The following is a 24463-nucleotide window of genomic DNA, read 5'->3' on the forward strand; positions in this document are numbered from 1 at the left end:
TTCGCATGAAACGCCTTCTGCCCGTCCTGGCCCCAGTTGTAGTGGCAGCGGCCCTGCTCTTGGTCGGTTGGGCCTGGTTGCGCGGCTACACGCGCCACAACGAGCTCATGCGCGTGCCCGACCTGGCGGGAGCAAACATGGCCGAGGCCGCAGCGCTCTTGGCCAAGCGTGACCTGAGTGCGGTGGTGATCGACAGCGTGTTCGTAGAGGACCGGCCCAAGGGCACTGTGGTGGAACAAGATCCGGACGCGGGCAAGGAGGTGAAGCCCGGCCGCAAGGTGTATCTGGTGCTGAATGCCAATCAGCCTAAAATGATCGATATGCCCAAGTTGGTGGATCTGAGCAAGCGTCAGGCGCTGAGCGTGCTTGACATCCTGGGCCTCAAGGTGAAAGAGATGCAGTACAAGCCGGATCCCTGCGTGGACTGCGTGATCGCGCAACTCCATAAGGGCAAGCCCATCGCTGCCGATGAGCGGATACGACGTGGGGAGGCCATCACCCTGGTTCTAGGGGCCGGAGAGAAGGGTGAGCGCGTGCCGGTCCCCGACCTGTCCGGGTTATCCATGGCCGACGTGCAGCTGTTGCTGAACATGGCCTCTTTGAACCTCGGGGTGCTGGTGGAGTGCCAGGGTTGCAATACCCGAGCGGATTCCGCGTTTGCGCGGGTGCGCAGGCAAAGTCCAGCCGCAGGCGCCAACAACCGCATTGCTTTGGGCAGTACCATCGACCTTTGGCTCACTTCCGATACTACCGGCCTGCGTCCCGCTGAAGGCTGGAATGACCCCTCCCGCTACACTAGCCCCGATAGCCTCAATGAACCGTAGCCGGATACTCTTCGTCGGCATCGCGTTGCTTGCAGCCATTGCGCTGTTCCTGCCCCGGCAGGCAAGCGCGCAAGGCGAAGTGCTTACGCCATTGCAGGCGCGTCCTGTGCCCGAAGCTGTCCGCGCCATGCAGAAGGCCGATGGGCTCAACGAGCACTTCATCTACCTCTACGACCCCCAGACCTTGCCCATCGTCGATGATTTCTCCATCGACCGCACCCGCAAGCGATGGGCACAGGCCACGGATCCCGGCGTCACGCTCGAAGAGACCATCTACCGTTTGGAAGTGGCCGGCGTGAGCACATGGGACATGGTCTTCAGCGACGACACCACCTTCACCTACCTCACCGATATGGATCCCGTGCCGCCGGTGACCACGCGCACACCGCTTGCGCCGACCACGGTCCTCGTGCGCGATGTCACGGTCTATCCGCCTACGGACCTCGTCGTGGAAGCCTGGCCGGCCTACAACATCTTCGATACGATCCAGAGCCCGTCGCCCGACATCCTCTTCCTCACCAGCCCGGAGCTGATCCAGGATTCGCTCCTGGTCTATGAGGTTCCCGCCGATACGCGCACCTACATCAACCCGGATAACAGCGTGCGCCCGCTGATCCTTTGGGAGGATGACGATGTTTACATCAACGGCAACTATCCCATTGAGCCCCCAACGATCGGCGTGGCCACCTTCGATGGATTGGCGCGCACGGGGTACCCGTACAACTACGATCAATTCACGGCTTACGGCATCGCTGATCACCTCACCTCGGTTGACATCGACCTCTCCGCCTTCGGACCAGAGGACTCCCTTTACGTGAGCTTCTTCTACCAGCCCCAGGGCCTCAGCGGCGACAATGCCGTGCAGCCGCTGGACAGCCTTGTGCTCGAGTTCTGGGCGCCCCAATTGCAGTACTGGAGCCGTGTTTGGAGCACGCCGTATGTTCCGTTTCAGGATTTCCAGCAAGTGCTGGTGCCCATCAAGCTCGCACAGTTCTTCCACGAAGGCTTCAAGTTCCGCTTCCTCAACTATGGCACCCTGAGCGGCTCCTATGACCACTGGCACCTCGATTACGTGCGCCTTGATCAACAGCGCAGCTTCGACGATACGCGCCTGATCGATGTGGCCTACATGTACCCGGAGACCAGTTTGCTGCAGACCTACACCAGCGTCACGTTCGAGAAGTTCGCTGAGGCGCCTTCGACCTACATGGCACAGAGCATCACCGCCTTGCAGCGGAACTTGGACACCGAGGACCGATTCATCACCTACGGCATGCTCGCCCGCGAGGAGAACGGCAATGGGCCGGTGGCATTCAGCAATGGGCTCAACTCCAGCGGCAACGCCAGTTCCATCTTCCCGAGCGACCATCCCATCGCAGCCGCACCGAACAACTTCGTGTACGACCCCACCCTCAGCACCGATGCCGCCTTCTGGCGCGTGAAGCTCTGGACCAACACCACGCCCGATATCTGCAAGTACAACGACACGGTCAACTTCGTGCAGGAGATCAGCAACTGCATGGCCTATGACGACGGCAGCGCGGAGATGGGCTATGGCATCACCGCAGCGGGTGCCGCCGCTGCCCTGCGCTTCGATATCAGCGGACAGGACAGCCTGCGCGCCGTGCGCATGTACTTCAATCCGCAAGCGAACGACCCGAACGACTCGCCCAACCCGGAAGAAGGCCGGTTCCTGATCACTGTTTGGAAGAGCCTCAGCCCGGAGGTGATCCAGCACCAGAACTTCACCTTCTCATCGCCCACCTATCGACTCGACGGCATCGACCATTTCGTGGAGATCCCGCTCGACAGCACGATCATGGTCGAGGGCACCATCTATGTGGGCTGGGTGCAGACCAACAACGTGAAGCTCAACGTCGGCTTCGACCGCAACCGCAACAACCAGGACAAGCTCTTCCGCAGGCTCACGCTCAACTTCGGACCGAGCACGCAACAGGGCTCCTTGATGCTGCGACCCGTATTCGTAGCGGCGGTGGATCCCTTCGCGAGCGTGCCGGAAGTTGCGGATGGCCCAGGCATGCTCCTGTTCCCGAACCCGGCCAATGAGGCGGTAATGGCACGGACCAGCTTCCCGGTTGAAGGCGCGCGGCTGCTGATCCATGATGCCATGGGCCGCACCGTGGCGGATGACCGCTTCACGGACGGCCGCTTCGTTGATGTGAGCGCGCTGGCCAGCGGCCTCTACGTGGTGCGGATCGCCCATGCCGATGGCTCACTGATCGCGCAAGAGCGTTTGCTGATCCAGCGCTGATGGATCAGGATCCGATCGAATCGCTCGGCGAAGAGCAAGAGCTGTACGAGCACCATCGCATCGTTTGCGATCCGAAGCAATCGCTGATCCGGCTCGATAAGTTCCTGTTCGATCGCTTGGCGAACACCTCGCGAAGCCGGATCCAGGCCGCTGCGAAGGCCGGCAATGTGCTCGTGAACGAGAAGCCCGCCAAGCCCAGCCAAAAGGTGAAGCCTGGGGATGCCATCAGCATCGTGCTGCCCTATCCGCAGCGCGAAGTGGAATTGCTGCCGGAGGACATTCCGCTCAAGACGCTCTTCGAGGATGAGCACTTGGTGGTGATCGACAAGCCCGCCGGCCTGGTGGTGCATCCGGGCCACGGCAATTGGACCGGCACGCTGGTGAATGCGCTGCTCTTCCACTTCGGCAAATTGCCACCGGTGCCCGGTGCGGAGATCCCGCGCCCAGGACTGGTGCACCGGCTCGACAAGGACACCAGTGGCGTGATGGTGGTGGGCAAGACCGAGGAAGCGCTCTCGCACCTGGCGCGGCAATTCTTCGACCGCACCAGCGACCGGCGGTACAACGCGCTCGTGTGGGGCGATTTCGCCGAGGACGAAGGTCTGATCGAGGGGCACATCGGCCGCAGCAACAAGGACCGCACGGTGATGCAGGTCTTCCCCGAAGGCGAGCATGGCAAAGCCGCCGTGACGCGCTGGCGCGTGATCGAGCGCTTCCGCTACGTGACGCTGGTGGAATGCAAGCTCGAGACGGGCCGCACGCACCAGATCCGCGCTCACATGCAATGGATCGGCCACCCGCTGTTCAACGATGCGGCCTATGGCGGCGACCGCATCCTGAAGGGCACCACCTTCACCAAGTACCGCCAATTCGTGGAGAACTGCTTCGCGCTGCTGCCGCGCCAGGCCCTGCACGCGCGCACGCTCGATTTCGACCACCCCGCCACGGGCAAGCGCATGCGCTTCGAGAGCCCCTTGCCCGCCGACATGCAGGCCGTGCTGGAGAAGTGGCGCACCTACACCCATGCGAAGCCGCTAACGGAACCGGACGTCGCGGATGACGCAGAGTGAGGCCCTCCTCAACTCGAAACGGCCTTCGCGCCTTCCACCCCCAAAGCGAAGAGCGCGATATCGTACTTCACGGGGTCGCTCGCATCGAATGAATGCAGCGCGTTGGTGAGTTCCTCCACCGCTTTCCAATCATCTTGCTTGCGGGTGAGCAGGCCCAGCTCGCGGGACACGCGGCCGGTGTGGACATCAAGCGGCACAATGAGGTCCGAAGGCTTGATGCGCTTCCAGAGGCCGAGGTCCACGCCGCGGTCATCGGGGCGCACCATCCAGCGCAGGTACATGTTGATGCGCTTGGCGTTGCTGCCCTTGGCGGGGTCGGCCACATGCTTGCGCGTGCGCGGCTGATGCCCCGGTTCGAAGAAGCGCTGCTTGAAGCGCGCGATGGCCAAGCCCATGTCCCCGACGGCGCCATTCTCAAGGAAGGCCTGCTCAATGCCACCATGGTTCGCGTAGAGATGCCGCAGGCCGATCACGAAGTGCTTGAGGTCGATGCCGTTGAAGGTGCGGTGCACGAAGCCGCTCACGTGCTTCAGGTCCGTGGCGTCGGCGTTCATGACGAACTCGTGGGGCCGCTCATCCATGAGGCGCGCCAGCTTCCACGCGTTGCTGATGATGGTCTTGCGCTGCCCCCAAGCGATGGTGGCGGTGAGGAAGCCGATCACCTCCGCATCTTCCCGCTTGCTGAAGGCGCGCGGCACCTGGATAGGGTCGTCGGCGATGAACGACGGACGCGCGAACCGGTCGTACGCTTCATCGAGGAGCGCTTTCAATCCATTCCGGTTCACCAGTCGCTTCGGCATCAGCCCAGATCCTTGCTTGCATGCGCCTTCACGGTCTGGCCATTCGCCCGGATGTTCTTTGCTGCCAGCTCCACGACGATCGCGATGCGTCTCGCGCGCGTCTCCTTGGTCCGTGCATCGAGCACCCAGGTGAGGATCTGCTTGCGCGCGCCGGGCGGGAAGGCTTCATAGTGGGAAAGTGCCTTCTTGTTCTTCTTCAAGGCGCGCTGGAGATCCGCCGGCATCTCGAAGGCCTCAGCCGCATCGATGCGCGTCCACGATCCGTTCTGCTTGGCGATTTCGATCTTCTTCAGCCCGGCGGCAGTCATGCGCTTCGTGGCGATGAGCTTCTCAATGCGCTCCTTGTTCAGCTTGCTCCAGACGCTCTTTGGCTTGCGCGGGGAGAGGTACAGCATGGTCCGTGATTCATCGAGCTTCCTCGGCAGGCTGTCGATCCATCCGAAGCAGAGCGCTTCCTCCACGATGGCATCGTAAGGCAGGTGCTTTTCCGGCGCAGCCTTCTTCCAGGTTACGAGCCAGATGCCGTCAGGGCGCTCATGGTTCTTCTTCAGCCACGAGCGCCATTGCGCGCGCCTGGTCACTTCCACTTGATCGAGCCCGTCGAGCTTGGTCGGCATTGGCAGCCGCTAGCGCTGCGGGATCGCGAAGCTGGGCATCTCCATCAGCTGGTACCCGCTGATGTCGAAGAGCGACTCATCCACCTTGCCAACGACGAGCTCCTTGATGTAGCAGACGACCCGCTCATCGCCTTGCGCGGGCACCCACTCAAACTCGAGCGGGAAGCCCTCCACATCGGTGCGGGCATGGCGATTCTGCTGGGCGGCCTGTCCGTCCATGCCGCGCGCCATGTCGATGAAGGCGTTGCGAAGGCCAGTGGCCACCCATGCCGTCCATGTCCCCTCTTTGCTGGTGGCGATCATCTTGGTGCAGGTGTGCCCTTCGATCACCTTCGTCTCCTTGGTCACGGTGACCACCGGCTGCTCGCCCTTCGCGCTGCCGTCGGCGGGGAGCTCGGGCCGCTTCATCTTCATGGCCATGCGGCTGCCTTGGCCGTTATCGATCAGGGTGTAGCTCCAATTGCCGCGCAGGTCGGTGAGCATGCGCATCTGCTGTGCCTGGTCGGGCATCATCAGTTCATAGAGGATCATGTCCGCGCGGCCCCAGAAACGGATGTTCACCGGGCTATGCTTGTCTTCCTTGTCGTTCTTGAAGGTGTGCATCTCCATACGGAAGCTGCCGATGAATGCATCATTGCCGGCAGGAGTCAGGGAGGCACTGGTGACAAGGCCAGCGGTGATCAGCAGGCAGAGGGATATGGCGCGCATCATGGCCGAGGGGATTTGGCCGAAAGGTAGAAGGGCTCAGGGCTGGATCACCCCATCCTATCACCAGCTTCCTATCCGCCATGTCGGCCAGTTCCTCGTTTTGCGCCGCGATCACGGCAGCTGCGCGTTCCGCGTGGCCGTTGGCGTGGAGCCGCCGACATTCAGCAGGATGGGGTCGCGGTCGTTGTTGGCTCCCACGTACTTCACCACGCCGTCCATGTTCACGTCTTCCGGCCAATAACCGCTTACGACGTTGGAGGGTGTGCTGCCGCCAACGCGCAACAGGATCGGGTCGCGGTCGTTGCCGTTGCCCACGTAACTCAACTCCTCGTTGAAGGTGGCATCGCCCGTAGCCAGCACCATCACACCACCCGCATCCTTGCGTGCATCGGCATCGTGTACCTGGGTAGCGGGCAGCGCGAAATCAACTGCGGTGGTCGAGGTGCCGTAGGCGAAAGGCGTTGAAGCTGAGAGCATCACGGGCAGGTGCGTGCGCGGCTTCACGGCCACGCAATAGTTGCCGTGCGCAAGGCCCGCGAAGCCCACGGTGCTCACGCCATCCAGGTCCACCACATCGCCATCGCGTTGCAGCAGCACGGCGCGTGAAGCGGCAACCACGTTGGGCGTTGCCGCAGGCCGCATCTCCACGATCACCCAATCCACGATGGCGTTGTTGCCGGTTGTGGTGAGCAGGCTTGGCGGGATCGAAGCACCTGGAACGAACGCGGTCTCCGCATAACCCATGGCCGTGAAGGGCTCGGTGAGCGGGAAGGAGGGGAGGCTGCGCAGCGCATCGGTCATCAGGCTGCCGTTGTAAGGGCCTTCGAGCAATACACGGATGGTTGTGCGAGCCGTGCCTATCAGTCGGGCGATGCGGTTGCGGCCGGTGCCATTGTACTGGGTGAGATCGCCGCCAACAAGGACCCTTCCATCGGGCTGCACTGCCAAAGCCTTCACCAAATCGTTGGCACCGGTCCCGGGGTCGAACGAGGGATCCACGCTGCCGTCAGGTTCCACCCTGCAGATGCGCTGGCGAACAACCCCGTCGTACTGGACAAAGTAACCGTTGATGTATGACCGGCCATCGGGCAGCAGCACGGTGGAATAGACCGTCCCGCCGATCGCGCCCAGCCCTGGATCGAAGGAAGCATCGAGCATGCCATCCGTAAGGATGCGCCCAAGGCGCTCTCGCGGTATGTCATTGTAGGTGGTGAAGGAACCTCCAATGATGATATCGCCATCAGGCTGCAGGCCGATCGCATCCACCCCGAGGTCCGTTCCAGTGCCCGGGAGGAAACCGGGGTCAATGGCACCGGAATGAATGACCCGCGCGATATGGATGCGTCCGTTGCCATTGTAGGTGGTGAACGAGCCTCCGATCAGGATGCGTCCATCGGGCTGTACTACCGCACAGAACACCGGAGCATTGGTACCAGTGCCGGGGTTGAAGCCCGTATCCAGTGTTCCGTTCGTGTTCAGGCGGGCCAGATGACCGCGCGCGAAGCCGCTGAAGGTGGAGAACCAGCCACCGATGATGGATCTGCCATCCGGCTGGAGCGCGATCGTCAGCACAGCACCGTTCGCTCCGACGCTCGTATCGAACCCTGTATCCAGGCTGCCGTCGTTGTGCAGTCGTGCTATGCGCCCCCGGTTCGATCCATTAACCGAAGTGAAGTAGCCACCGATGAGCACCTTGCCATCAGGTTGTATGACCAGCGCCCGAACGGAAGCTGACGCTCCCGTGCCGGTGTTGAAACCACTGTCCCAACTGCCATCAGCGTTCAACCTGGCCACACGGCCGCAGGCATTGCCATCGTAGCTCGAGAAATCCCCGGCGATGATGATCTTACCGTCCGATTGCACGGCTATCGCATGCACCGTGCCGTTCGCACCAGCGCCAATATCGAACGTGAGGTCAAGGGCGCCTTCCTGCGCCCGAGCTCCGCTCGGTGCCAATGCGCAGAATGCGATGAAGAATAAATGAGTCCGCATGTCGGCTGAATGGGTCTGGTCTCCGCTAGTATTGACGCACCACTGCGAAAATGGTGGCCTCACGCCACACCGGCAGAAACGCTCAGATCACCCCATCCCGCATCACCAGCTTCCGGTCGGCCATGTCGGCCAGTTCCTCGTTGTGGGTCACGATCACGAAGGTCTGGCCCATCTCCTTGCGCAGGTCGAAGAAGAGCTGGTGCAGCTCGCGGGCGTGCGCGCTATCGAGGTTGCCGCTGGGCTCGTCGGCCAGCACCACGCTGGGGCTGTTGAAGAGCGCACGCGCCACGGCCACTCTCTGCTGCTCGCCACCGCTCAGTTGGGCGGGCTTGTGTTCCTTACGAGGGAGCACGTTCAAGCGCTTCAGCAACTCCTCAGCGCGCGGCGCGCATTCGCTCTTGCTCTTGCCGGCGATCAGGCCCGGCATCATCACGTTCTCCAGTGCGGTGAACTCCGGCAGCAAATGGTGGAACTGGAACACGAAGCCGATGTGCGCGTTGCGGAAGGCTGAAAGCGCGCTCGGCGACATCCTCGAAACTTCCTGATCGTTGATGCGAAGGGTGCCCTCGTCGGATCGCTCCAAGGTGCCGAGGATCTGCAAGAGCGTGGTTTTTCCGGCTCCGCTGGCACCCACGATGCTCACCACTTCGCCCTTGGCCACGTGCAGGTCCACGCCTTTCAGCACTTCCAGCGCGCCGTAGCGCTTGCGGATCCCGGTGGCTTCGATCATGGCGTAAAGGAAGCCACGGGGCTTGAATCGGGCCGCGGGCTACTTTCGCCGCGCATCAGAAAAGCCCCGCATGAACCTCCACGAGTACCAAGGCAAGAGCATCCTCTCCCAATTCGGCGTGCGCGTGCAGCGCGGGCTGGTGGCCTACAACGCCGATGAAGCCGTTGACCAAGCCAAGCGACTGAGCCAGGAGACCGGCACCAAATGGTGGGTGGTGAAGGCGCAGATCCATGCGGGCGGCCGCGGCAAGGGCGGCGGGGTGAAGCTGGCGAAGACCATCGACGAGGTGCGCGAGAAGAGCGATGCCATCATCGGCATGATGCTGAAGAGCCCGCAGACGCCGCCTCAAGGCAAGAAGGTCCACAAAGTGCTGATCGCAGAGGATGTGTACTACCCCGGCGCCAGCGAGACCAAGGAATACTACATGAGCGTCCTGCTCGATCGCGCCAGCGGCAAGAACGTGATCGTGTACAGCACAGAGGGCGGCATGGACATCGAAGAAGTGGCCGAGCATCACCCGGACAAGATCAAGAAAGAGGTGGTCGATCCGCGCGTGGGCTTGCGTCCTTTCCAGTGCAACAAGATCGCGACCGAGCTCGGTGTGACCGGGGCTGCGAAGAAAGAGATGGGCAAATTCATCGCTTCCCTTTACAAGGCCTACGAGGGCAGCGATGCCGCCATGTTCGAGATCAACCCGGTGCTGAAGACCAGCGACGACAAGATCATCGCCGTGGACGCCAAGGTGCGGCTTGACGGCAATGCGCTCTACCGCCATCCGGACTATGCCGAGATGCGCGACAAGACCGAAGAGGATCCCATAGAGGTGGAGGCCGGCGAAGCGGGCCTCAACTACGTGCGCCTCGATGGCAACGTGGGCTGCATGGTGAACGGCGCGGGGCTCGCCATGGCCACCATGGACATCATCAAGCTCAGCGGCGGCGAGCCGGCCAACTTCCTCGATGTGGGCGGCACGGCCGATGCGGCGCGCGTGGAGAAGGCCTTCCGCATCATCCTGAAGGACGAGCGCGTGAAGGCCATCCTGGTGAACATCTTCGGCGGCATCGTGCGCTGCGATCGCGTCGCGCAGGGCATCGTGGATGCCTACAAGAACATCGGTGACATCCAGGTGCCCATCATCGTGCGCTTGCAGGGCACGAATGCGGTGGAAGCGAAGGAGCTCATTGACAAGAGCGGCTTGAAGGTGCTGAGCGCGGTGGCCCTGCAAGAGGCGGCGGACCGGGTGAAGGAGGTGCTGGCCTGAGCGATGGCCCTGCTCCTGTTGCACGGTGCCCTTGGCAGCGCGCGCCAATTGGCGGATCTCCAGCAACGCATCGGAGGAATCGCCATCGACCTCTCGGGCCACGGCGATCGCGGGATCCACTCCGAGGGCATCCGCTTCGAGCAATTCATCAGCGATATCGATCGCGCATTCGAGGAGCAGAAGTGGGACCGGGCGGATCTATTCGGCTACAGCATGGGCGGCTATGCAGCCATGCTCTATGCAGCGCAGCGCCCGGAGCGTGTTCGGTCGGTGGTCACGCTGGGCACCAAGTACCTCTGGACCGAAGAAGGCTTGCAGAAGGAGCTGCGCATGCTCGATCCCGATGCGATGCAGCAGAAGGTGCCGGTATTCGCACAGGCCTTGGCCGATGCGCATGGCGTCGAGCGCTGGAAGGATGTGGTGCGTGCCATTGCGCAGAGCATGAGCGAGCTCGCCCGGATGCCATTGCTCACGCCGGAAGTCTGTTCGCGGATCCAATGCCCGGCGCTCATCTGCGTGGGCGAGAACGACAATACGGCCGTCCCCGACGACACGCGCCTCTTCGCGCGAAGGGTGAAAGGCGCTGAGGTGCTCATCCTCCCCAACACGCCGCACCCCATGAGCAAGGTGGATCTGGACTTCCTCGTCCCGCGCTTGATGGGGTTCTGGGTCGCGATCCGCTAACGGAAGAAGAGCCAACGCCTTCTCTTCTTCCCTTCCTTCGGAGGCTTCGGCAGCCCCGGCAGATGCTCTTGCCCTGGCGCGACCTTCGTCTCCGTCCATCCTTCAACCACCACGAAGAGCTTGCGGTGCTCCGAGCTCATCTTGCTCTCTTCGGTGCGGATGCGCGCCACGGCCTTGTTGCGGTCGCCGAGGACCACCTGCACGATGTTCAGGTCAACGAGGCCATTCCAATCCGGCCATGCCTCTCCCTTGCTATATGTGCCGATGCGGATGGTATCGCCAGGAGCCATGGTCCACGTGCCACCGGGGAGTGCGGGCGAAGGCTCCTTCGGTGTGGCTGCAACACGTGCTGCGGCGTTCGTCGGGTTCACCACGAAGAGTTCGTTCACGAACATCCGCTGGCACACAACCACCTCTTGCTGCTTGGGCTGTTCCGGCTCCGGTGGCCACCGTTGCACATGTGTGCCCGGTCGTGGGATGATGCCATGGTCGTCGTGGCCCTGCTCAGAGAAGCCGGTCTTGTTCCCTTGGTCGTCGAATGTGGTGGTGCTCCGGTGCCACTGTATGCCGCCGTCCGGGGCATCGCTCGTCTCCGCCTTGCTCACGGCACCGTTCGCATGGTAGCTGAAGTGGACCGATGAATGGCCGGCAAAGCGCCTGGTCTGTCCTTCGAAGATCACTTCGCCGTTCTTCTTATAGGCCCAGCTGCGGCCCCAGCGGTCATCTTTGTCGCGCCATTCCTTGGTGCTCACCTGGCCACTGTTGAAGTAGCGCAGCACCAGGGTCCCGGTATCGGTCTTGAGGATCCGCTCATTTCGCTGGGCCGAAGAAGCCGCGGCGAGAGTGAGCAGGAGCAGGGAGGCAAGCAGTCGCATGGCGGATGGAAGCCAAAGTTCGGGCCAGCCCGTTGCATCTTCGCGCTCCCTCGATCGAGACCGATGGCCAAGACCAAGAAGATCCGGAAACTCCTCGTCGCCAACCGCGGCGAGATCGCCCTGCGCGTGATGCGCTCAGCCCGTGAGATGGGCATCAGCACCGTAGCCGTTCATAGCGAGGCGGATCGCAACGCACCGTTCGTGCGCTTCGCCGATGAGGCCGTGTGCATCGGTCCGCCCCCGAGCAAGGAGAGCTACCTGGTGATCGACAAGATCGTGAAGGTGTGCAAGGACCTGAAGGTCGACGCCGTCCATCCGGGCTACGGATTCCTCAGCGAGAACGGCGACTTCGCCCGAGCGCTGGAGAAGGCCGGCGTGGTCTTCGTGGGGCCATCGCCGAAGGCCATGAAAGTGATGGGCGATAAGCTCGCCGCCAAGGAGGCCGTGAAGGATCATGGGGTGCCGTTGGTGCCGGGCACCGAAGGAGCCGTGAGCGGCTTGGAGGAAGCGATTGAGGTCGCGAAGACCATCTCCTTCCCGATCCTGATCAAAGCCGCTGCTGGCGGCGGCGGCAAGGGCATGCGCATCGTGGAGAAGGAGAGCGAGCTGAAGGAAGGCTTGGAGCGCGCCATCAGCGAGGCGCAGAACGCTTTCGGCGATGGCAGCGTTTTCATAGAGAAGTACGTGGCAGGGCCTCGCCACATCGAGGTGCAGGTCATGGCCGATGCGCACGGCAACACCTGCTACCTCTTCGAGCGCGAATGCAGTATTCAGCGCAGGCACCAGAAGGTGGTGGAGGAAGCGCCGAGCGCGGTGCTCACGCCTGAACTGCGCAGGCGCATGGGCGAAGCTGCAGTGGCCGTGGCCAGGAGCGTGGATTACACTGGTGCGGGCACGGTTGAATTCCTCCTCGATGAGAGGATGAACTTCTACTTCATGGAGATGAACACGCGCTTGCAAGTGGAGCACCCCGTCACCGAGATGATCACGGGCCTCGACCTGGTGAAGCTCCAGATCCGCGTGGCGGAAGGGGAGGAGCTGCCTTTCAAGCAGGAAGACCTGAAGATCATCGGGCATGCCATCGAGGTGCGCGTGTACGCCGAGGACCCCATGAACAATTTCCTCCCCGACATCGGCACGCTCACCACCTATCGGCCGCCGCAAGGCCCAGGCGTCCGCGTCGACGACGGCTTCGAGGAGGGCATGGAGATCCCCATCCACTACGACCCCATGATCGCCAAGCTGATCACGCATGGCGCTACGCGCGAGGAGGCCATCACGCGCATGGAGCGCGCCATCGACGATTACGCCATCACCGGGGTTGAGACCACCCTCCCTTTCTGCCTCTATGTCATGGGCCACGAAGCCTTCCGCAGTGGTGAATACGACACGCATTTCGTGCGCGACCACTTCAAGCCGGAGATGCTCGAAGGCCTGGATGCAAGCGAAGCGCATGCAGCGGCGCTCGTGGCGGCGGCCGTGGATCGCGCGCAGGTGGGGGCAAGCGGGTCTGCCAGGCCGGTGGCCCCTCCGGCAAGTGCCTGGAAACTAAGGAGACGGTGAGCCGGTATAAGGCCGCGCGGTTTCTGCCGTTGTAGCTTCGTATCGCCATGCTTTCCAGCTTCATGCGCAGTCGTCATCGATGGGGCCTGGTTCCCGCAGGCGTGTTGGCTTGTGCAATGTGCTTCGGGCAAGGCGAGCAGGTCCCGCAGGTTTACCGTGCGGTGATCATCGATGGCGACACCGTGCCGATGGTCGACCTGGCCACCACTCACGTCGAGAGCCGCTGGACTGCCCGCAGCAGACGGCAGGCAGAACGCTACGACAGGCTCACGCGCAATGTGCTCCGGGTCTATCCTTATGCGCGCATCACCGGACATCTGCTGCGCGAATACGAGCACGACCTCGCCCAGATGGATCGCGGGAGCGATCAAGAGCTCTACCTGAAACTCGCTGAGGCCGAGCTCCGCGCCGAGTTCGAGGCCGAGGTGAAGGACCTCACCATCAGCCAGGGGAAAGTGCTCATCAAGCTCATTGACCGGGAGACGGGCCGCACCAGCTACGATCTGGTGAAGACCCTGCGCGGCTCGTTCACGGCCTTCATGTGGCAAGGCATGGCCCGCATGTTCGGGCACGACCTGCGTGGCACCTATGATCCCGACGGTGATGATAAGCTCGTGGAGCTGATCGTGCAGCGCGTGGAGCGAGGGGAGTTGGCCGTTGCCGACCGGGGCCCACGCACCGCCAAGGCGCAAGCGCGCCTGGATAAGAGGAAGGCGCGATTGTACAAGAAGTACGGGATCAGCGGCACGGCCCGTGCGAACTGATCGCTCCGGTCAAGCAAGATCCTTCACCATCACGTGGTCGTCCATCACGTGGCCTTGGCCGATGTCGAGAACCTCGTCGCGTTCGATCACGAAGCCCCGGCGCAGGTACCAGTCCTTGCTCGGATTGAAACGGTTCACATTGAGCTCGATGCGCTCATCGCCGGCTGAACGGGCCGTCGATTCTACCGCTCGGAGCAGCTCCGCACCGGCACCTGTTCCTTTCACCTCAGGGAGCACATAAAGCTTGTGCAATCGTGTTCGCTTCGTGCTGCGATAGCCATGCTCAAAGCCCGCGAAGCCGATGGCTGTTCCTTCCCGCTCGGCCAACAGGAAGCGATGGCCTTTCACTGAAACCTGCTCGAGCAGCGCTGCTTCGCTGTACATCAACTCCAGCATGTAAGCGAGCTGCTCCGATGAGAGGATGGCGGAGTAGGCGACCGGCCAAGCGGCGTGCGCGATGGCGCGAATTACCAAGATGTCATCCGATGTCGCTTGACGCAACCGGTGCATGGCCGATCAGGGGAAGTGATACTGTACGCCGGCCAGGAAACCAGCCTCCCAGAGGAAGCCTTCAATCGGTGTGTCTGCCAATGCACTGAGTTGGTAACGGCTTCGCATACCTGCGCGCATGGACCAAAGCTCGTTGAGGCGGAGCCTGGTGCACAACTCGACGCAAGCCGTTGCCCCGGCAAGGCGGAACTCCGTCAGATCGTCCTTCACCCGGCTCGTCTGCACGCTTCCATTGAAGTCGCGGCGCTGAACGGTGGTTTGACCGATGAAGAGATCCCCCCACAGTCCGGCACCCGGCTCGAAGCGCCACCTGCCGCCCACGGAGAAGTGCAGCATGAGCGGGAGGCTCAGATAGCGGTAATGGTCCCTGTAATCCAAACGAAGGGTGCTCCCGGGGATGGCAGGATCCAGCCCGTCCGTGCTGATGAGCACCAGTTCATCCTCGAACCGGTAGCCTCGGTCAGAGAACTGGAGTCCGGTTGATATCAGCCATCGCTCGCGGCTTGCGTCTAAAGCGTAGGTGACATCGACCCCGCCGCTGAATCCGATGCGATAGGTTTCGCGCTCATTCCGGAAGCGGATGATGCCCGCGCGGGTTTCATCCCCCGCTGCATTGATCAGCGTGCGGAAGCAACGGTCCACTGATGCGCTGGCGCCTATGGCCCAACGTGAGCCTTGAGTTCCGGCTTGACCGACCGCTGGTGCGTGCGCCGAAAGCAATCCGATCAGGATCTGCGCGCGCATTCGGTTCACTTCCTGAATGCCGCCGTTACCACCAGATCCTTGCTGCCGGCGGTGTACTGGTAGAAGCCTTCACCGCTCTTCACGCCCAGCTTGCCGGCGGTCACCATCTGCACCAGCAACGGGCAGGGGGCGTACTTCGGATCGCCGAGGCCCTCGTGCAGCACGCGCAGGATGGCAACGCAGGTATCGAGCCCGATGAAATCCGCGAGCTGCAAGGGGCCCATGGGATGCGCCATGCCCAATTTCATGATGGTGTCGATCTCCGCTACGCCGCCCACGCCTTGCCAGAGTGCCTGCACGGCCTCGTTGATCATGGGCATCAGGATGCGGTTGGCCACGAATCCGGCGTAGTCGTTCACGGTCACGGGCACTTTGCCGATCGCTGTGCTCAGGTCCACCACGGTCTTCGTCACGGCATCGGTGGTATCGTACCCGCGGATCACCTCCACGAGCTTCATCACCGGCACAGGGTTCATGAAGTGCATGCCGATCACCAGGCCGGGGCGTTTCGTCACCGCGGCGATGCGCGTGATGCTGATGCTGCTGGTGTTGGTGGCCAGGATCGCCGAAGCCGGAGCACTCGCATCGATGTCCTTGAAGATGCGGAGCTTCAGGTCGATGCTCTCCGTGGCGGCCTCGATCACCAGTTCGGCTTCCTTCACGCCTGCTGCCAGATCGGTGCTCGTGGCGATTGAGGCCAGAGCGGCTTTCTTCTGGTCTTCGGTGAGCGAGCCCTTCGCCACTTGGCGGTCCATGTTCTTGCCGATGGTGGCCAGTGCTTTGTCGAGGCTGGCCTGCGCGATGTCGATGAGGGTGACGGCGTGCCCGCTCTGCGCGAACACATGCGCGATGCCATTGCCCATCTGGCCGGCACCGATGACGGAGATCTTCATGTTCTTGGAATGGTGGACGGCGAATGTAGTTGCGTGATGCATTGAAGGTTGAGGGTTGGAGGCTGGGTGTGGTTGAGGGTTGGGCATGAACCTTCAACCTGCAACCTAGGCGGCCCCCAACCTGCAACCTGAACCAGCCCCCCTACTTGCCATCCCCCTTCAGGATGATGATGACGGTATAGGCCAGGATCTTCAGATCAACCGCCAGGCTCATGTTCTCGATATACAAGATGTCATACTTCAGCCTGCGCACCATCTGGTCGATGTTCTCGGCATACCCGAATTTCACCTGGCCCCAACTGGTGATGCCGGGCCGGACCTTGTTCAGATGCCGATAGTGCGGGGCCACTTCGGTGATGGCATCGATGTAATGCTGGCGCTCCGGTCGTGGCCCGACAAGGCTCATCTCGCCCTTCAGCACGTTCCAGAACTGCGGCAGCTCATCCATCCGTGTACGGCGCAGCCAGCGGCCGATCGGGGTGATGCGCGGATCATTGGCGCTGCTCAATTGCGGTCCGTCCTGCTCGGCATTGCTCACCATGCTGCGGAACTTCACGATGCGGAAGGGCTTGCCGTGCTTCCCGATGCGCTCCTGGGTGAAGAAGATGGGTCCGGGGCCTGAGAATCTCACGAGGACGGCGATCGTCAGCAGCATGGGCGTGAGCAAGAGCAGGGCGATCGCGCTCACCACGATGTCCAGGACCCGCTTCACGGAGAATTGCCAGGCCGGCATGATCTCCGGGTTCACCTCGATCAGGGGCGTGCCGAAGATGCTGGTCATCTTCACCGAGCCGGAGAGGATATCGTACATGTCCGGAATCACTTTGATCCGCACCCCTGTGCCCTCGAGCTCGTTCATGATGCGGTTCATGTGCTCATGCTCGGTGCTATCGACGGCGATGATGGCCTCTTCGACGCCATGCTGCGGAATCACCTGCCGGAGCTCGTGCCACTTGCCCAGCCGCGGCAGCGTGCCCGCCAATTGCTGGTCGCCCCCGTTCACGTTCACGAAGCCCACGAATCGATTGCCCGGTGATTTGGGCATGGCCTCGATCTCCTGGTAAATGGCCAAGGCGCGCTCATTGCCGCCCACCAGCACGGTGTTGAAGCCGATGCGCCGCTGGTGAACCTTGCGCACGATGGCGCTCGTGATCAGGAAGCGCAGCGGGAAGGTGATGCCGAAGTGCAGGATGAAGAGCGCGAGGAACGAACGATAGTGGTAGCTCGGGCTGGGCACCTTGTCGTCGAGCAGCAGCACGAAGAAGATCACGAGCACGCCGATGGTAGTGACCAGCAAGGTCTGGCCGAGCTCCTTCGTGCGGAAGCGACGGAACACATCGCGGTAACCCCCGATGGCGGTGTATAAGCCGAACCAGAACAGCGGCACCAGGAAGAGTCCCTTGAAATAGTTCCCGTCGAGGTCAATGGGCACCTCCACGCCATACTTCATAGGCTCGAGAACGGCCTTGCGATAGAGGAAGAAGAGCGTCCATGCAAGAGCCGCCCCCGCCACATCGGCGATGACGTATTTGGCCACTTGCATTCGGCGGGAGCTCATCACGGTATGCGCAGCAGCTTGATGTTGTCCAGATAGATCTCAGCGCTGCTGCGGCCATCGGGCAGCGTGGCTTCGATGTACACGTCGCGTTCCGACACCGCGCTGTTGAAGAAGGCGCTCAGATCAAGGTACACCTTGTTCCAAGGCATGGTGCCATCGGAACGGTACGTGGGCGGCAGATAGACGAAGGGCTCATAGCGCTCGAGGCCATCGGCGAAGTACTTCACCCCGACCGTGACCAGCAGATCGCTGCGGTGGTCGAGTTCGATGAAGGCCGGGCCGCCGTAGCTCAGGAAATCCTCATCGGATTCGATCCTGATGTAGCGGTGCGAGGCATCGAGCCGGAAGCCGGCGCATGGACCGTTCTCCAGGTAGATCAGTTCAGGGTTCGTGATGGGGGTGAACCGGAGCAGTTGCGTGTCGCTGTTGGCGGTGATCGCGAATTGGCTGAAGGGGTCTTCGAAGCCCTCTTGCCAGACCAGCGTCTCCTCCGTATAGCTGGTGACTGGATTCAGGGCCGCGGTGCCCTCGCGCACCAGGTTCACGGTGGTGCTATATGGGGTGTAGAACGGATACCGGAGCCGATCATCGAAGGTGCCGTTGCGCTTGATCGCAGGCACAAGGCCGATCACATTCGGCCCTTCGGCCAGGACCGGGATCCGGGCAGGCAATTCCCAAACGCCCAAGAGTTCCTCATTCAGGGTTACCCACGCGTCGGTGACCTTGACCGTGGCCCCGCCTTGTCCCGAAGACGTGGTCATGGCCACTTCGCCGATGTCCACGAAAGCGGGCACTTTGTCACCCTTGGAGCAAGCGGTGGCCAAGATCAGGAACAGCAGCGTAAGCGCGTAGCGATTGTTCATGCAATGCCACGGGGCCAACGCAGTGCGGGACCGATCAGTATGCGTGTTCATGAATTCCGCGAATCCATGCTCTGAAGAACGGCCAGCGCGGTGCGCAGGGCCTCGGTGGCTTCCGCCAGGGTCACACTCGGCGGCTTGCCGCTATGGATGCTCCCGGCGAAAGATGCGAGTTCCTCGCGGATGGCATTGATGGACGGAACCGCAGGCTTCTCGAAGGAGATCTCTCGTTTGCCCTTGCCTTCACCAAGGTCGATGGTCACTGCGAAAGGATCGGCATCCCCATCAACCGGCCGCATCCGCACCACCTCAGCAACCTTGTCCAGCATATCCACCGAGATGTATGCGTCTCGCTGGAAGAACCGGCTCTTGCGCATGTTCTTCAGGCTGATGCGGCTGGCTGTAAGGTTGGCCACGCATCCATTGGCGAAGGCGATGCGCGCATTGCAGATGTCGGGCGTATCGCTCACAACGGCCACGCCGCTGGCCTGCACCGATCGCACAGGGCTCTTCACCACATGGAGGATGATGTCGATGTCATGGATCATCAGGTCCAAAACGACGCTCACGTCCGTGCCGCGCGGATTCCATTGCGCGAGCCGATGGCCTTCAATGAACATGGGCTCGCCGAAGAACGGCAGCGCTGCCTGGAAGGCTGGATTGAACCGCTCGACATGGCCGACCTGCACCACGCACCCGCGGGCTGCGGCGGTGCACAGCAGATCCTCCGCCTCCTCTACGGTGACGGTGACAGGCTTCTCGATGAACGCATGAAGCCCCATCTCGAGCGCTTGCTTGGCCAAGCGATGATGCGCTACCGTGGGCGTCACGATGTCGATCGCATCCACTTGAGCCAGGAGCTCCTCTGCCGAATCGAAGCCCGGCGTACCGAATTCACGGGTGATCGCCGCACGCTTCTCCGGATGCGGGTCGAAGGCCCCGACCACTTCAAAGGCAGGCACGTTCAGCAGTTGCTGCACATGGATGCGACCCAAGTGTCCTGAGCCCAGTACTCCGATGCGAATGCGTTCTGGACCCATGGAGCCGTTTTGGTGAAAAGCGCGCAAAAATAGCCGGATGCCCCGCCATCCCACCGGTACATTTGCAGGCTCCGCGCATGCACGCCAACGACGACTTCAGGCATCAGGGGATGCGCCGCAGGCTGGTTGCGCTCCTGCGGGATAAAGGCATCTCGAACGACGCTGTGCTCGCGGCCATCGGAAAGGTGCCCCGCCATCTCTTCATCGACGACAGCGCTTTCCAGATGCGCGCCTATGAGGATACCGCATTCCCCATCCCGTGCGGCCAGACCATTTCCCAGCCTTATACGGTTGCTTTCCAAACAGCCTTGCTCGATCCCAAGCCGGGGAACAGGATCTTGGAAGTGGGCACAGGCAGCGGATACCAAACGGCGGTGCTCAGCGCATTGGGCGCCCGCGTTTTCAGCATCGAGCGCCACAAACCGTTGTACTTGCAGACCAAGGAGCGCTTGGCTCGCTTGGGTTATTCCGCCTCGCTTTCCCATGGCGATGGCTTCGCCGGCCTCAAGCGCGAAGGTCCGTTCGACGGAATCCTGGTGACTTGTGGCGCTCCCTTCGTGCCCCAAGCCCTGGTTGAGCAATTGAAAGCCGGCGCCTCACTGGTAATCCCGGTTGGCGAAGGCGATGTGCAAGAGATGCAAGTGCTGAAGAAGTCGGGCGATGGAGCCGTCGAGGTGACTCATCGCGGCCGCTTCAAGTTCGTGCCGATGCTGGCCGAAAAGGTGAAATGACCTGCCCACCGGCGCCGGTTCCACGGGCCAGCGTTATGAACATTAAGCCCTCGGACCAACAACATTAGGTTGGTAATGCGACTCGGTCCACCTATGTTTGCGGCCGCTCGGACCTACTTTTGGCCGAGTTCAAAAGGCAAAAAAACCAAACTAAGCCCAATGAAAAAGACGCTACTGTCCTTCGCTTTGCTGGGTCTCTGCTCCGTGGCGAGCGCCCAGCTCTCTACCCGGGAGAACCAGGATACCCGGTACAAGTTCGGCGGTCGCCCTGTGGCCGGCGATATGGCCCTGGTGTTCGGTCTCACCCTGAACAACGCCTCCTTCGGCGACGGGTCGGATTCAACGGCCCGGAGCATTTCGACTTGGAATCGCCTGAGCAAAGGCAATCTGCTGACCTTCAAGAAGTTCATCCAGGATGACTTGGCGATCCGTGCAGGCTTCCGCTTGGCTCGTGATTCACGTTCCATCAAGGGCGAAGTTGATTCGACGCAGTTCATTCCTGCCACCTTGGCTGAGTTCGAATACAAGAAGAGCACCCGCGAATACATGCTGGTGCCCGGTATCGAGAAGCATTTCAGCAACTCGAACATCTTCGATGTGTACGCTGGTGCTGACCTGTACCTCGGTTTCGGCCGCGATCGGATGGTGGAATCCTACATCTTCCGCGATACCGACGACAACGACGTTCACACGATGACCACCCCCTACACCATCGTTGGCTTGGGCGGCATCGTCGGCTTCAACGTTTTCGTGCTTGACCTTCCCATCGCCCTTGGCGTTGAGTATGGCTGGAGCGCTTTCTGGCAGCTCGGCAACAAGACCAAGCATGAGGTGGAGCAGGGCACCGATTCATGGGAATACTACACCGTGGGCGGCGACCCCAACACTGCTGGCGGCGCAAACACGCAATACAGCAGCGTGAAGCAGAAGTACAACACCATGGACACCAACGATCAGGTGCGCTTGGTGCTCAACATCTACTTCAACTAAGAACCACTACGTAACCACACGCAGCAATGAAGAAGATCAAAGCCATCATCCTGCTGCCACTGGCCGTAGTGCTGCTGTTCTCCTCCTGCACCTTCTACACCAAGTCCATCGCTGGAACTTCGGTGCAGACGCAGATCCACTTCAAGATGGAGGACCTCGAGTACATCGGTGATGTGAGCGGCACAGCCACGCAGAGCTTCCTGTTCGGAGTGCTCCCGATCGGCGGTCGTCGTTTCCATGTGGCAACCATCGGCGGCGGCGGGCTCATCCCGCAGGACCGTATGACCAATAACGCCCTTTATGACGCTCTGATGCAGCGTGAGGATGCCGATTTCGTGCTCCCCATCAACTCCAGCAGCGTACGCGACCAGATGTTCCTGGGCAACCGCACCACCCTCACGGTGCGTGCTAAGGCCTTCCGCATCAAGTCAAAGTAATCGGCTCGAAATCCTGGCGAGAGCCGCGGCCAAGAGGTCGCGGCTCTCGTGCTTCCGGCCAATACCTTCGCACCCATGCGCACTTCATCCATCGGGGCCCTTGCCGCCCTCTGCTTCGCCCTTGCATTCAGCGCTTGCAAGCGCGGCAACGATATTCCGGTGCTCACGGTATCGCCTAGTTCACCAGTGATCGCCGTGACCTCAGGGAATGTTGTTGCTTTCCGGATCTTGGGCAGTTCAGACAAATCCTCGTTGAGCCGACTGACCATTACCTCGAAGCGCGACAACGATTTCACGGTCACGGTTGTCGATACCAGCCTATCGGGGAGTGCCTTCAGCTGGGATTGGGAATACGAAGTGCCGCACGCTGCAGCCGCTTACTCCACCAAGCTCACATTCGACCTCTACGAGGAGGATGGAGACCGGATGTCGGCGCGTCGAACACTCAGCGTGAGCTTGGGCGCCACGTTGCTCACGGAGACCACAGGGCATCAACTCTATTCCCGCAACTCCGCGATCCAAGGTGAATCGGCCTTCGACTTGGAAGAGCGCGTGCCCGTGCTCTACACGGTCGATAGCACACGCCGCGATATCCAGGATAACCCTGCCTCAGCCTCGGATACCCAACTCAGCCGTTCCTGGATCTCGCCCGCTGGCGGCCGCATGGTTCGGTTCAACGGCTTCGATTACGCCAATGCCACGAACGTGAGCGTGCGCAATGCCTTCAATTCGGGTGTGCCATTGGAGGAGATGAGCAGCATCGCGGTGAATGATATCATCATCGTCCGCTTGGGGAGCTTACCGGCGAATGTGAGCCATTACGCCCTCATCCGCATCACCGACATCCTGGATGTGGATGGAACGGCCGACAACGACCGCTACACCTTCAACCTGAAGTGGGCGGTCTTCACGGAGTAGCCCTGCGCCATGGTCCCCGTCCTCAGCCCGCAGGCCATCCGCGAGGCCGATGCATGGACCATAGCCAATGAGCCGATTTCATCGCAAGCGCTGATGCAGCGGGCCGCGGCCGCATGCGCGGATCGGTTGGTCAGCGCCTTAGCGAAAGGGCGATTCGGTACGGTGCGCTCCGTGCTTGTGGTGGCCGGAATGGGGAACAATGGGGGTGATGGACTGGCCCTTTCCGTCTTATTGAAGCGTGCGGGCTACGCGGTTGCAGTTGTGCGCATTGCCCATCGGGCGGAACCAGCCTCCGACAACCGCTTGGAGGCGATCAATTCCAAGGACGCCGGCGTGCAGCTGGTCGATTGCAGCGCTGCCGAGCATCTCCGGCGAATTGAGGAGGATCTGGTCATCGACGCTTTGTTCGGCACCGGCTTGAATGCCCCGCTGGATGGATTGGCCTTGGAAGCGGTGCAATGGATGAACGCGAGCCGCAAGCCCATCGTGTCCATTGATATGCCCTCGGGCCTATTCGCCGAATCGAACGCTCTGAATGGCCTGCAGGGAGTCACGCGGGCATCGCTTACGCTCACCCTCGAAGTGCCCAAACTGAGCCTGCTGCTCCCGGAGAACGATGAGTTCGTTGGGGATTGGGAGCTGGTACCGATCGGCTTGGATGCCGGGTTCGTTCGATCGAGGACCACGCCATACCATGTGCTCCAAGCCGCGGATGCACGGTCGTTGATCCGTCCTCGTCCGCGATTCGCGCACAAAGGCAGCTTCGGGCATGCACTGCTCATGGGCGGATCGCCAGGCAGGATGGGCGCGATGGTGCTGGCCACGCGGGCTGCATTGCGCAGCGGCGCCGGTCTGGTTACAGCCGCTGTTCCAGAAGCTGGCGTTCCCATCCTTCAAGCTGCGGCTCCGGAAGCAATGTGTGCTCTTGGCTGTGGTAGTGAATGGCTTGCTGAGCTACCAGACCTCACGGCTCATGCAGCGATCGGTGCTGGGCCGGGAATGGGCATGCATGCGGCCACGGCCTCGGCCCTGCGCCGATTGATTGAGCGAACTGCCGTGCCGCTGGTGCTCGATGCCGATGCGCTCAACCTGTTGGCCGCGCATCGTGAGCTGTTGAAGTCGATTCCGGACCGCGCCGTGCTCACGCCCCACACGAAGGAGTTCGAGCGGCTCGCCGGACGCGCATTCGCAACTGGTTACGATCGGCTTCAAGCTGCACGTGAGGCCGCCCAAGCCTGGCGTTGCACGATTGTGCTGAAGGGCGCTTTCACGGCCATTTGCTCGCCGGAGGGCCATGTGCGCTTCAATACCACCGGTAATCCGGGCATGGCCAAAGGCGGCAGCGGCGATGCGCTCACCGGGCTCCTCACCGGATTGCTCGCACAGGGCTATTCAACGATAGATGCGGCGACACTGGGGGTGTATCTGCATGGCCTCGCCGGTGACCTGGCTGCGAATCGGCTCGGGCAGCATGCAATGACCTCGATGGACCTGGTATTGGAGCTTCCAGCTGCTTGGTTAAGAGTACAAGGTGGATCGGTTGGAGTTGAGGCTTGATGGCGGCCCAGCTAAAGGCGAGAGCCCCACGGCTACCGTGGGGCTCTCGCTTGTAGAGGATGTGA

At 61.7% G+C, this 24463-nt stretch carries 24 protein-coding genes; 12 read left to right on the forward strand and 12 right to left on the reverse strand.

Annotated features, from left to right (window positions below; translation table 11 throughout):
- Positions 1-5: 5 nt before the first annotated feature.
- From IPK70_03995 to IPK70_04005, 3 genes are read left to right on the forward strand one after another with little or no spacing between them, the layout of a single operon-like run.
- Positions 6-824: a PASTA domain-containing protein gene (locus IPK70_03995; GenBank protein ID MBK8226321.1), complete on the forward strand. Its 819-nt coding sequence runs from the start codon at positions 6-8 to the stop codon at positions 822-824.
- Positions 814-3096: a T9SS type A sorting domain-containing protein gene (locus IPK70_04000; GenBank protein MBK8226322.1), complete on the forward strand. Its 2283-nt coding sequence runs from the start codon at positions 814-816 to the stop codon at positions 3094-3096. Before IPK70_03995 ends, IPK70_04000 begins: the two co-directional genes overlap by 11 nt.
- Positions 3096-4166: an RluA family pseudouridine synthase gene (locus IPK70_04005; GenBank protein MBK8226323.1), complete on the forward strand. Its 1071-nt coding sequence runs from the start codon at positions 3096-3098 to the stop codon at positions 4164-4166. The genes IPK70_04000 and IPK70_04005 overlap by 1 nt, the downstream gene beginning before the upstream one ends.
- Positions 4167-4174: 8 nt before the next feature.
- Here the strand turns inward: IPK70_04005 and IPK70_04010 are convergent, their stop codons facing one another.
- The 5 genes from IPK70_04010 to IPK70_04030 form a co-directional block, all read right to left on the reverse strand.
- The gene (locus IPK70_04010; GenBank protein ID MBK8226324.1) at positions 4175-4966 is read right to left on the reverse strand and encodes a TIGR02757 family protein; all 792 of its coding nucleotides are present in this window, start codon (positions 4964-4966) and stop codon (positions 4175-4177) included.
- On the reverse strand, positions 4966-5583 hold the full coding sequence (locus IPK70_04015) for a YdeI/OmpD-associated family protein (GenBank protein ID MBK8226325.1): 618 nt from the start codon (positions 5581-5583) through the stop codon (positions 4966-4968). Before IPK70_04015 ends, IPK70_04010 begins: the two co-directional genes overlap by 1 nt.
- Positions 5584-5592: 9 nt before the next feature.
- Entirely contained in the window at positions 5593-6294 is a 702-nt protein-coding gene (locus tag IPK70_04020) for a DUF4412 domain-containing protein (protein ID MBK8226326.1), read from the reverse strand.
- 108 nt (positions 6295-6402) lie between these two features.
- Positions 6403-8283, reverse strand: coding sequence for a delta-60 repeat domain-containing protein (locus IPK70_04025; GenBank protein ID MBK8226327.1), 1881 nt, complete (start codon positions 8281-8283; stop codon positions 6403-6405).
- Between the two features lie 82 nt (positions 8284-8365).
- Positions 8366-9013, reverse strand: a complete 648-nt coding sequence (locus tag IPK70_04030; GenBank protein MBK8226328.1) for an ABC transporter ATP-binding protein — start codon at positions 9011-9013, stop codon at positions 8366-8368.
- 70 nt (positions 9014-9083) lie between these two features.
- On the opposite strand from IPK70_04030, the gene sucC reads away from it, so the two are divergent.
- Together sucC and IPK70_04040 are read left to right on the forward strand one after the other, a co-directional pair.
- Positions 9084-10274 (forward strand): ADP-forming succinate--CoA ligase subunit beta, encoded by a 1191-nt coding sequence (gene sucC, locus IPK70_04035; GenBank protein MBK8226329.1) that lies wholly within the window; start codon positions 9084-9086, stop codon positions 10272-10274.
- Positions 10275-10277: 3 nt separating this feature from the next.
- Entirely contained in the window at positions 10278-10958 is a 681-nt protein-coding gene (locus tag IPK70_04040; GenBank protein ID MBK8226330.1) for an alpha/beta fold hydrolase, read from the forward strand.
- Here IPK70_04040 and IPK70_04045 read toward each other — a convergent pair.
- Complete coding sequence (locus IPK70_04045; GenBank protein MBK8226331.1) at positions 10955-11833, reverse strand: hypothetical protein; 879 nt, start codon at positions 11831-11833, stop codon at positions 10955-10957. The genes IPK70_04040 and IPK70_04045 overlap by 4 nt on opposite strands.
- 63 nt (positions 11834-11896) lie before the next feature.
- On the opposite strand from IPK70_04045, the gene accC reads away from it, so the two are divergent.
- Entirely contained in the window at positions 11897-13396 is a 1500-nt protein-coding gene (gene accC / locus IPK70_04050; protein ID MBK8226332.1) for an acetyl-CoA carboxylase biotin carboxylase subunit, read from the forward strand.
- Positions 13397-13458: 62 nt separating this feature from the next.
- Positions 13459-14160, forward strand: coding sequence for a DUF4294 domain-containing protein (locus IPK70_04055; protein MBK8226333.1), 702 nt, complete (start codon positions 13459-13461; stop codon positions 14158-14160).
- A 9-nt stretch (positions 14161-14169) separates the two neighbouring features.
- Here IPK70_04055 and IPK70_04060 read toward each other — a convergent pair whose 3' ends face one another.
- From IPK70_04060 to IPK70_04085, 6 genes are all read right to left on the reverse strand, one after another.
- On the reverse strand, positions 14170-14670 hold the full coding sequence (locus IPK70_04060) for a GNAT family N-acetyltransferase (GenBank protein MBK8226334.1): 501 nt from the start codon (positions 14668-14670) through the stop codon (positions 14170-14172).
- A gap of 6 nt (positions 14671-14676) precedes the next feature.
- Positions 14677-15414: a PorT family protein gene (locus IPK70_04065; protein MBK8226335.1), complete on the reverse strand. Its 738-nt coding sequence runs from the start codon at positions 15412-15414 to the stop codon at positions 14677-14679.
- A gap of 5 nt (positions 15415-15419) precedes the next feature.
- The gene (locus IPK70_04070; GenBank protein MBK8226336.1) at positions 15420-16307 is read right to left on the reverse strand and encodes a 3-hydroxybutyryl-CoA dehydrogenase; all 888 of its coding nucleotides are present in this window, start codon (positions 16305-16307) and stop codon (positions 15420-15422) included.
- Between the two features lie 142 nt (positions 16308-16449).
- On the reverse strand, positions 16450-17850 hold the full coding sequence (locus IPK70_04075; GenBank protein ID MBK8226337.1) for a sugar transferase: 1401 nt from the start codon (positions 17848-17850) through the stop codon (positions 16450-16452).
- A 14-nt stretch (positions 17851-17864) separates the two neighbouring features.
- Positions 17865-18728, reverse strand: coding sequence for a hypothetical protein (locus IPK70_04080; protein MBK8226338.1), 864 nt, complete (start codon positions 18726-18728; stop codon positions 17865-17867).
- A gap of 47 nt (positions 18729-18775) precedes the next feature.
- Positions 18776-19765 carry a Gfo/Idh/MocA family oxidoreductase gene (locus IPK70_04085; GenBank protein MBK8226339.1) on the reverse strand — a complete coding sequence of 330 codons (990 nt, stop codon included), beginning with the start codon at positions 19763-19765 and terminating at the stop codon, positions 18776-18778.
- A gap of 77 nt (positions 19766-19842) precedes the next feature.
- Between IPK70_04085 and IPK70_04090 the strand changes: the two genes are divergently transcribed.
- From IPK70_04090 to IPK70_04110, 5 genes are all read left to right on the forward strand, one after another.
- The gene (locus IPK70_04090; GenBank protein ID MBK8226340.1) at positions 19843-20496 is read left to right on the forward strand and encodes a protein-L-isoaspartate(D-aspartate) O-methyltransferase; all 654 of its coding nucleotides are present in this window, start codon (positions 19843-19845) and stop codon (positions 20494-20496) included.
- Positions 20497-20655: 159 nt separating this feature from the next.
- Positions 20656-21486 (forward strand): hypothetical protein, encoded by an 831-nt coding sequence (locus tag IPK70_04095; GenBank protein ID MBK8226341.1) that lies wholly within the window; start codon positions 20656-20658, stop codon positions 21484-21486.
- 26 nt (positions 21487-21512) lie between these two features.
- The gene (locus IPK70_04100) at positions 21513-21923 is read left to right on the forward strand and encodes a hypothetical protein (GenBank protein MBK8226342.1); all 411 of its coding nucleotides are present in this window, start codon (positions 21513-21515) and stop codon (positions 21921-21923) included.
- A gap of 75 nt (positions 21924-21998) precedes the next feature.
- Positions 21999-22841: a hypothetical protein gene (locus IPK70_04105; protein MBK8226343.1), complete on the forward strand. Its 843-nt coding sequence runs from the start codon at positions 21999-22001 to the stop codon at positions 22839-22841.
- A gap of 9 nt (positions 22842-22850) precedes the next feature.
- The gene (locus IPK70_04110) at positions 22851-24398 is read left to right on the forward strand and encodes an NAD(P)H-hydrate dehydratase (protein MBK8226344.1); all 1548 of its coding nucleotides are present in this window, start codon (positions 22851-22853) and stop codon (positions 24396-24398) included.
- Positions 24399-24463 lie beyond the last annotated feature (65 nt).

This window comes from Flavobacteriales bacterium (assembly GCA_016712535.1).
In the GTDB taxonomy this organism is placed as follows: Bacteria; Bacteroidota; Bacteroidia; order Flavobacteriales_F; family PHOS-HE28; genus PHOS-HE28.

Bases quoted from the DNA above. Each gene is read 5' to 3' on its own strand.
- IPK70_03995 (MBK8226321.1), top strand. From the start codon at position 6: ATGAAACGCCTTCTGCCCGTCCTGGCCCCAGTTGTAGTGGCAGCGGCC.
- IPK70_04000 (MBK8226322.1), top strand. From the start codon at position 814: ATGAACCGTAGCCGGATACTCTTCGTCGGCATCGCGTTGCTTGCAGCC.
- IPK70_04005 (MBK8226323.1), top strand. From the start codon at position 3,096: ATGGATCAGGATCCGATCGAATCGCTCGGCGAAGAGCAAGAGCTGTAC.
- IPK70_04010 (MBK8226324.1), bottom strand. From the start codon at position 4,966: ATGCCGAAGCGACTGGTGAACCGGAATGGATTGAAAGCGCTCCTCGAT.
- IPK70_04015 (MBK8226325.1), bottom strand. From the start codon at position 5,583: ATGCCGACCAAGCTCGACGGGCTCGATCAAGTGGAAGTGACCAGGCGC.
- IPK70_04020 (MBK8226326.1), bottom strand. From the start codon at position 6,294: ATGATGCGCGCCATATCCCTCTGCCTGCTGATCACCGCTGGCCTTGTC.
- IPK70_04025 (MBK8226327.1), bottom strand. From the start codon at position 8,283: ATGCGGACTCATTTATTCTTCATCGCATTCTGCGCATTGGCACCGAGC.
- IPK70_04030 (MBK8226328.1), bottom strand. From the start codon at position 9,013: ATGATCGAAGCCACCGGGATCCGCAAGCGCTACGGCGCGCTGGAAGTG.
- sucC (MBK8226329.1), top strand. From the start codon at position 9,084: ATGAACCTCCACGAGTACCAAGGCAAGAGCATCCTCTCCCAATTCGGC.
- IPK70_04040 (MBK8226330.1), top strand. From the start codon at position 10,278: ATGGCCCTGCTCCTGTTGCACGGTGCCCTTGGCAGCGCGCGCCAATTG.
- IPK70_04045 (MBK8226331.1), bottom strand. From the start codon at position 11,833: ATGCGACTGCTTGCCTCCCTGCTCCTGCTCACTCTCGCCGCGGCTTCT.
- accC (MBK8226332.1), top strand. From the start codon at position 11,897: ATGGCCAAGACCAAGAAGATCCGGAAACTCCTCGTCGCCAACCGCGGC.
- IPK70_04055 (MBK8226333.1), top strand. From the start codon at position 13,459: ATGCGCAGTCGTCATCGATGGGGCCTGGTTCCCGCAGGCGTGTTGGCT.
- IPK70_04060 (MBK8226334.1), bottom strand. From the start codon at position 14,670: ATGCACCGGTTGCGTCAAGCGACATCGGATGACATCTTGGTAATTCGC.
- IPK70_04065 (MBK8226335.1), bottom strand. From the start codon at position 15,414: ATGCGCGCGCAGATCCTGATCGGATTGCTTTCGGCGCACGCACCAGCG.
- IPK70_04070 (MBK8226336.1), bottom strand. From the start codon at position 16,307: ATGAAGATCTCCGTCATCGGTGCCGGCCAGATGGGCAATGGCATCGCG.
- IPK70_04075 (MBK8226337.1), bottom strand. From the start codon at position 17,850: ATGCAAGTGGCCAAATACGTCATCGCCGATGTGGCGGGGGCGGCTCTT.
- IPK70_04080 (MBK8226338.1), bottom strand. From the start codon at position 18,728: ATGAACAATCGCTACGCGCTTACGCTGCTGTTCCTGATCTTGGCCACC.
- IPK70_04085 (MBK8226339.1), bottom strand. From the start codon at position 19,765: ATGGGTCCAGAACGCATTCGCATCGGAGTACTGGGCTCAGGACACTTG.
- IPK70_04090 (MBK8226340.1), top strand. From the start codon at position 19,843: ATGCACGCCAACGACGACTTCAGGCATCAGGGGATGCGCCGCAGGCTG.
- IPK70_04095 (MBK8226341.1), top strand. From the start codon at position 20,656: ATGAAAAAGACGCTACTGTCCTTCGCTTTGCTGGGTCTCTGCTCCGTG.
- IPK70_04100 (MBK8226342.1), top strand. From the start codon at position 21,513: ATGAAGAAGATCAAAGCCATCATCCTGCTGCCACTGGCCGTAGTGCTG.
- IPK70_04105 (MBK8226343.1), top strand. From the start codon at position 21,999: ATGCGCACTTCATCCATCGGGGCCCTTGCCGCCCTCTGCTTCGCCCTT.
- IPK70_04110 (MBK8226344.1), top strand. From the start codon at position 22,851: ATGGTCCCCGTCCTCAGCCCGCAGGCCATCCGCGAGGCCGATGCATGG.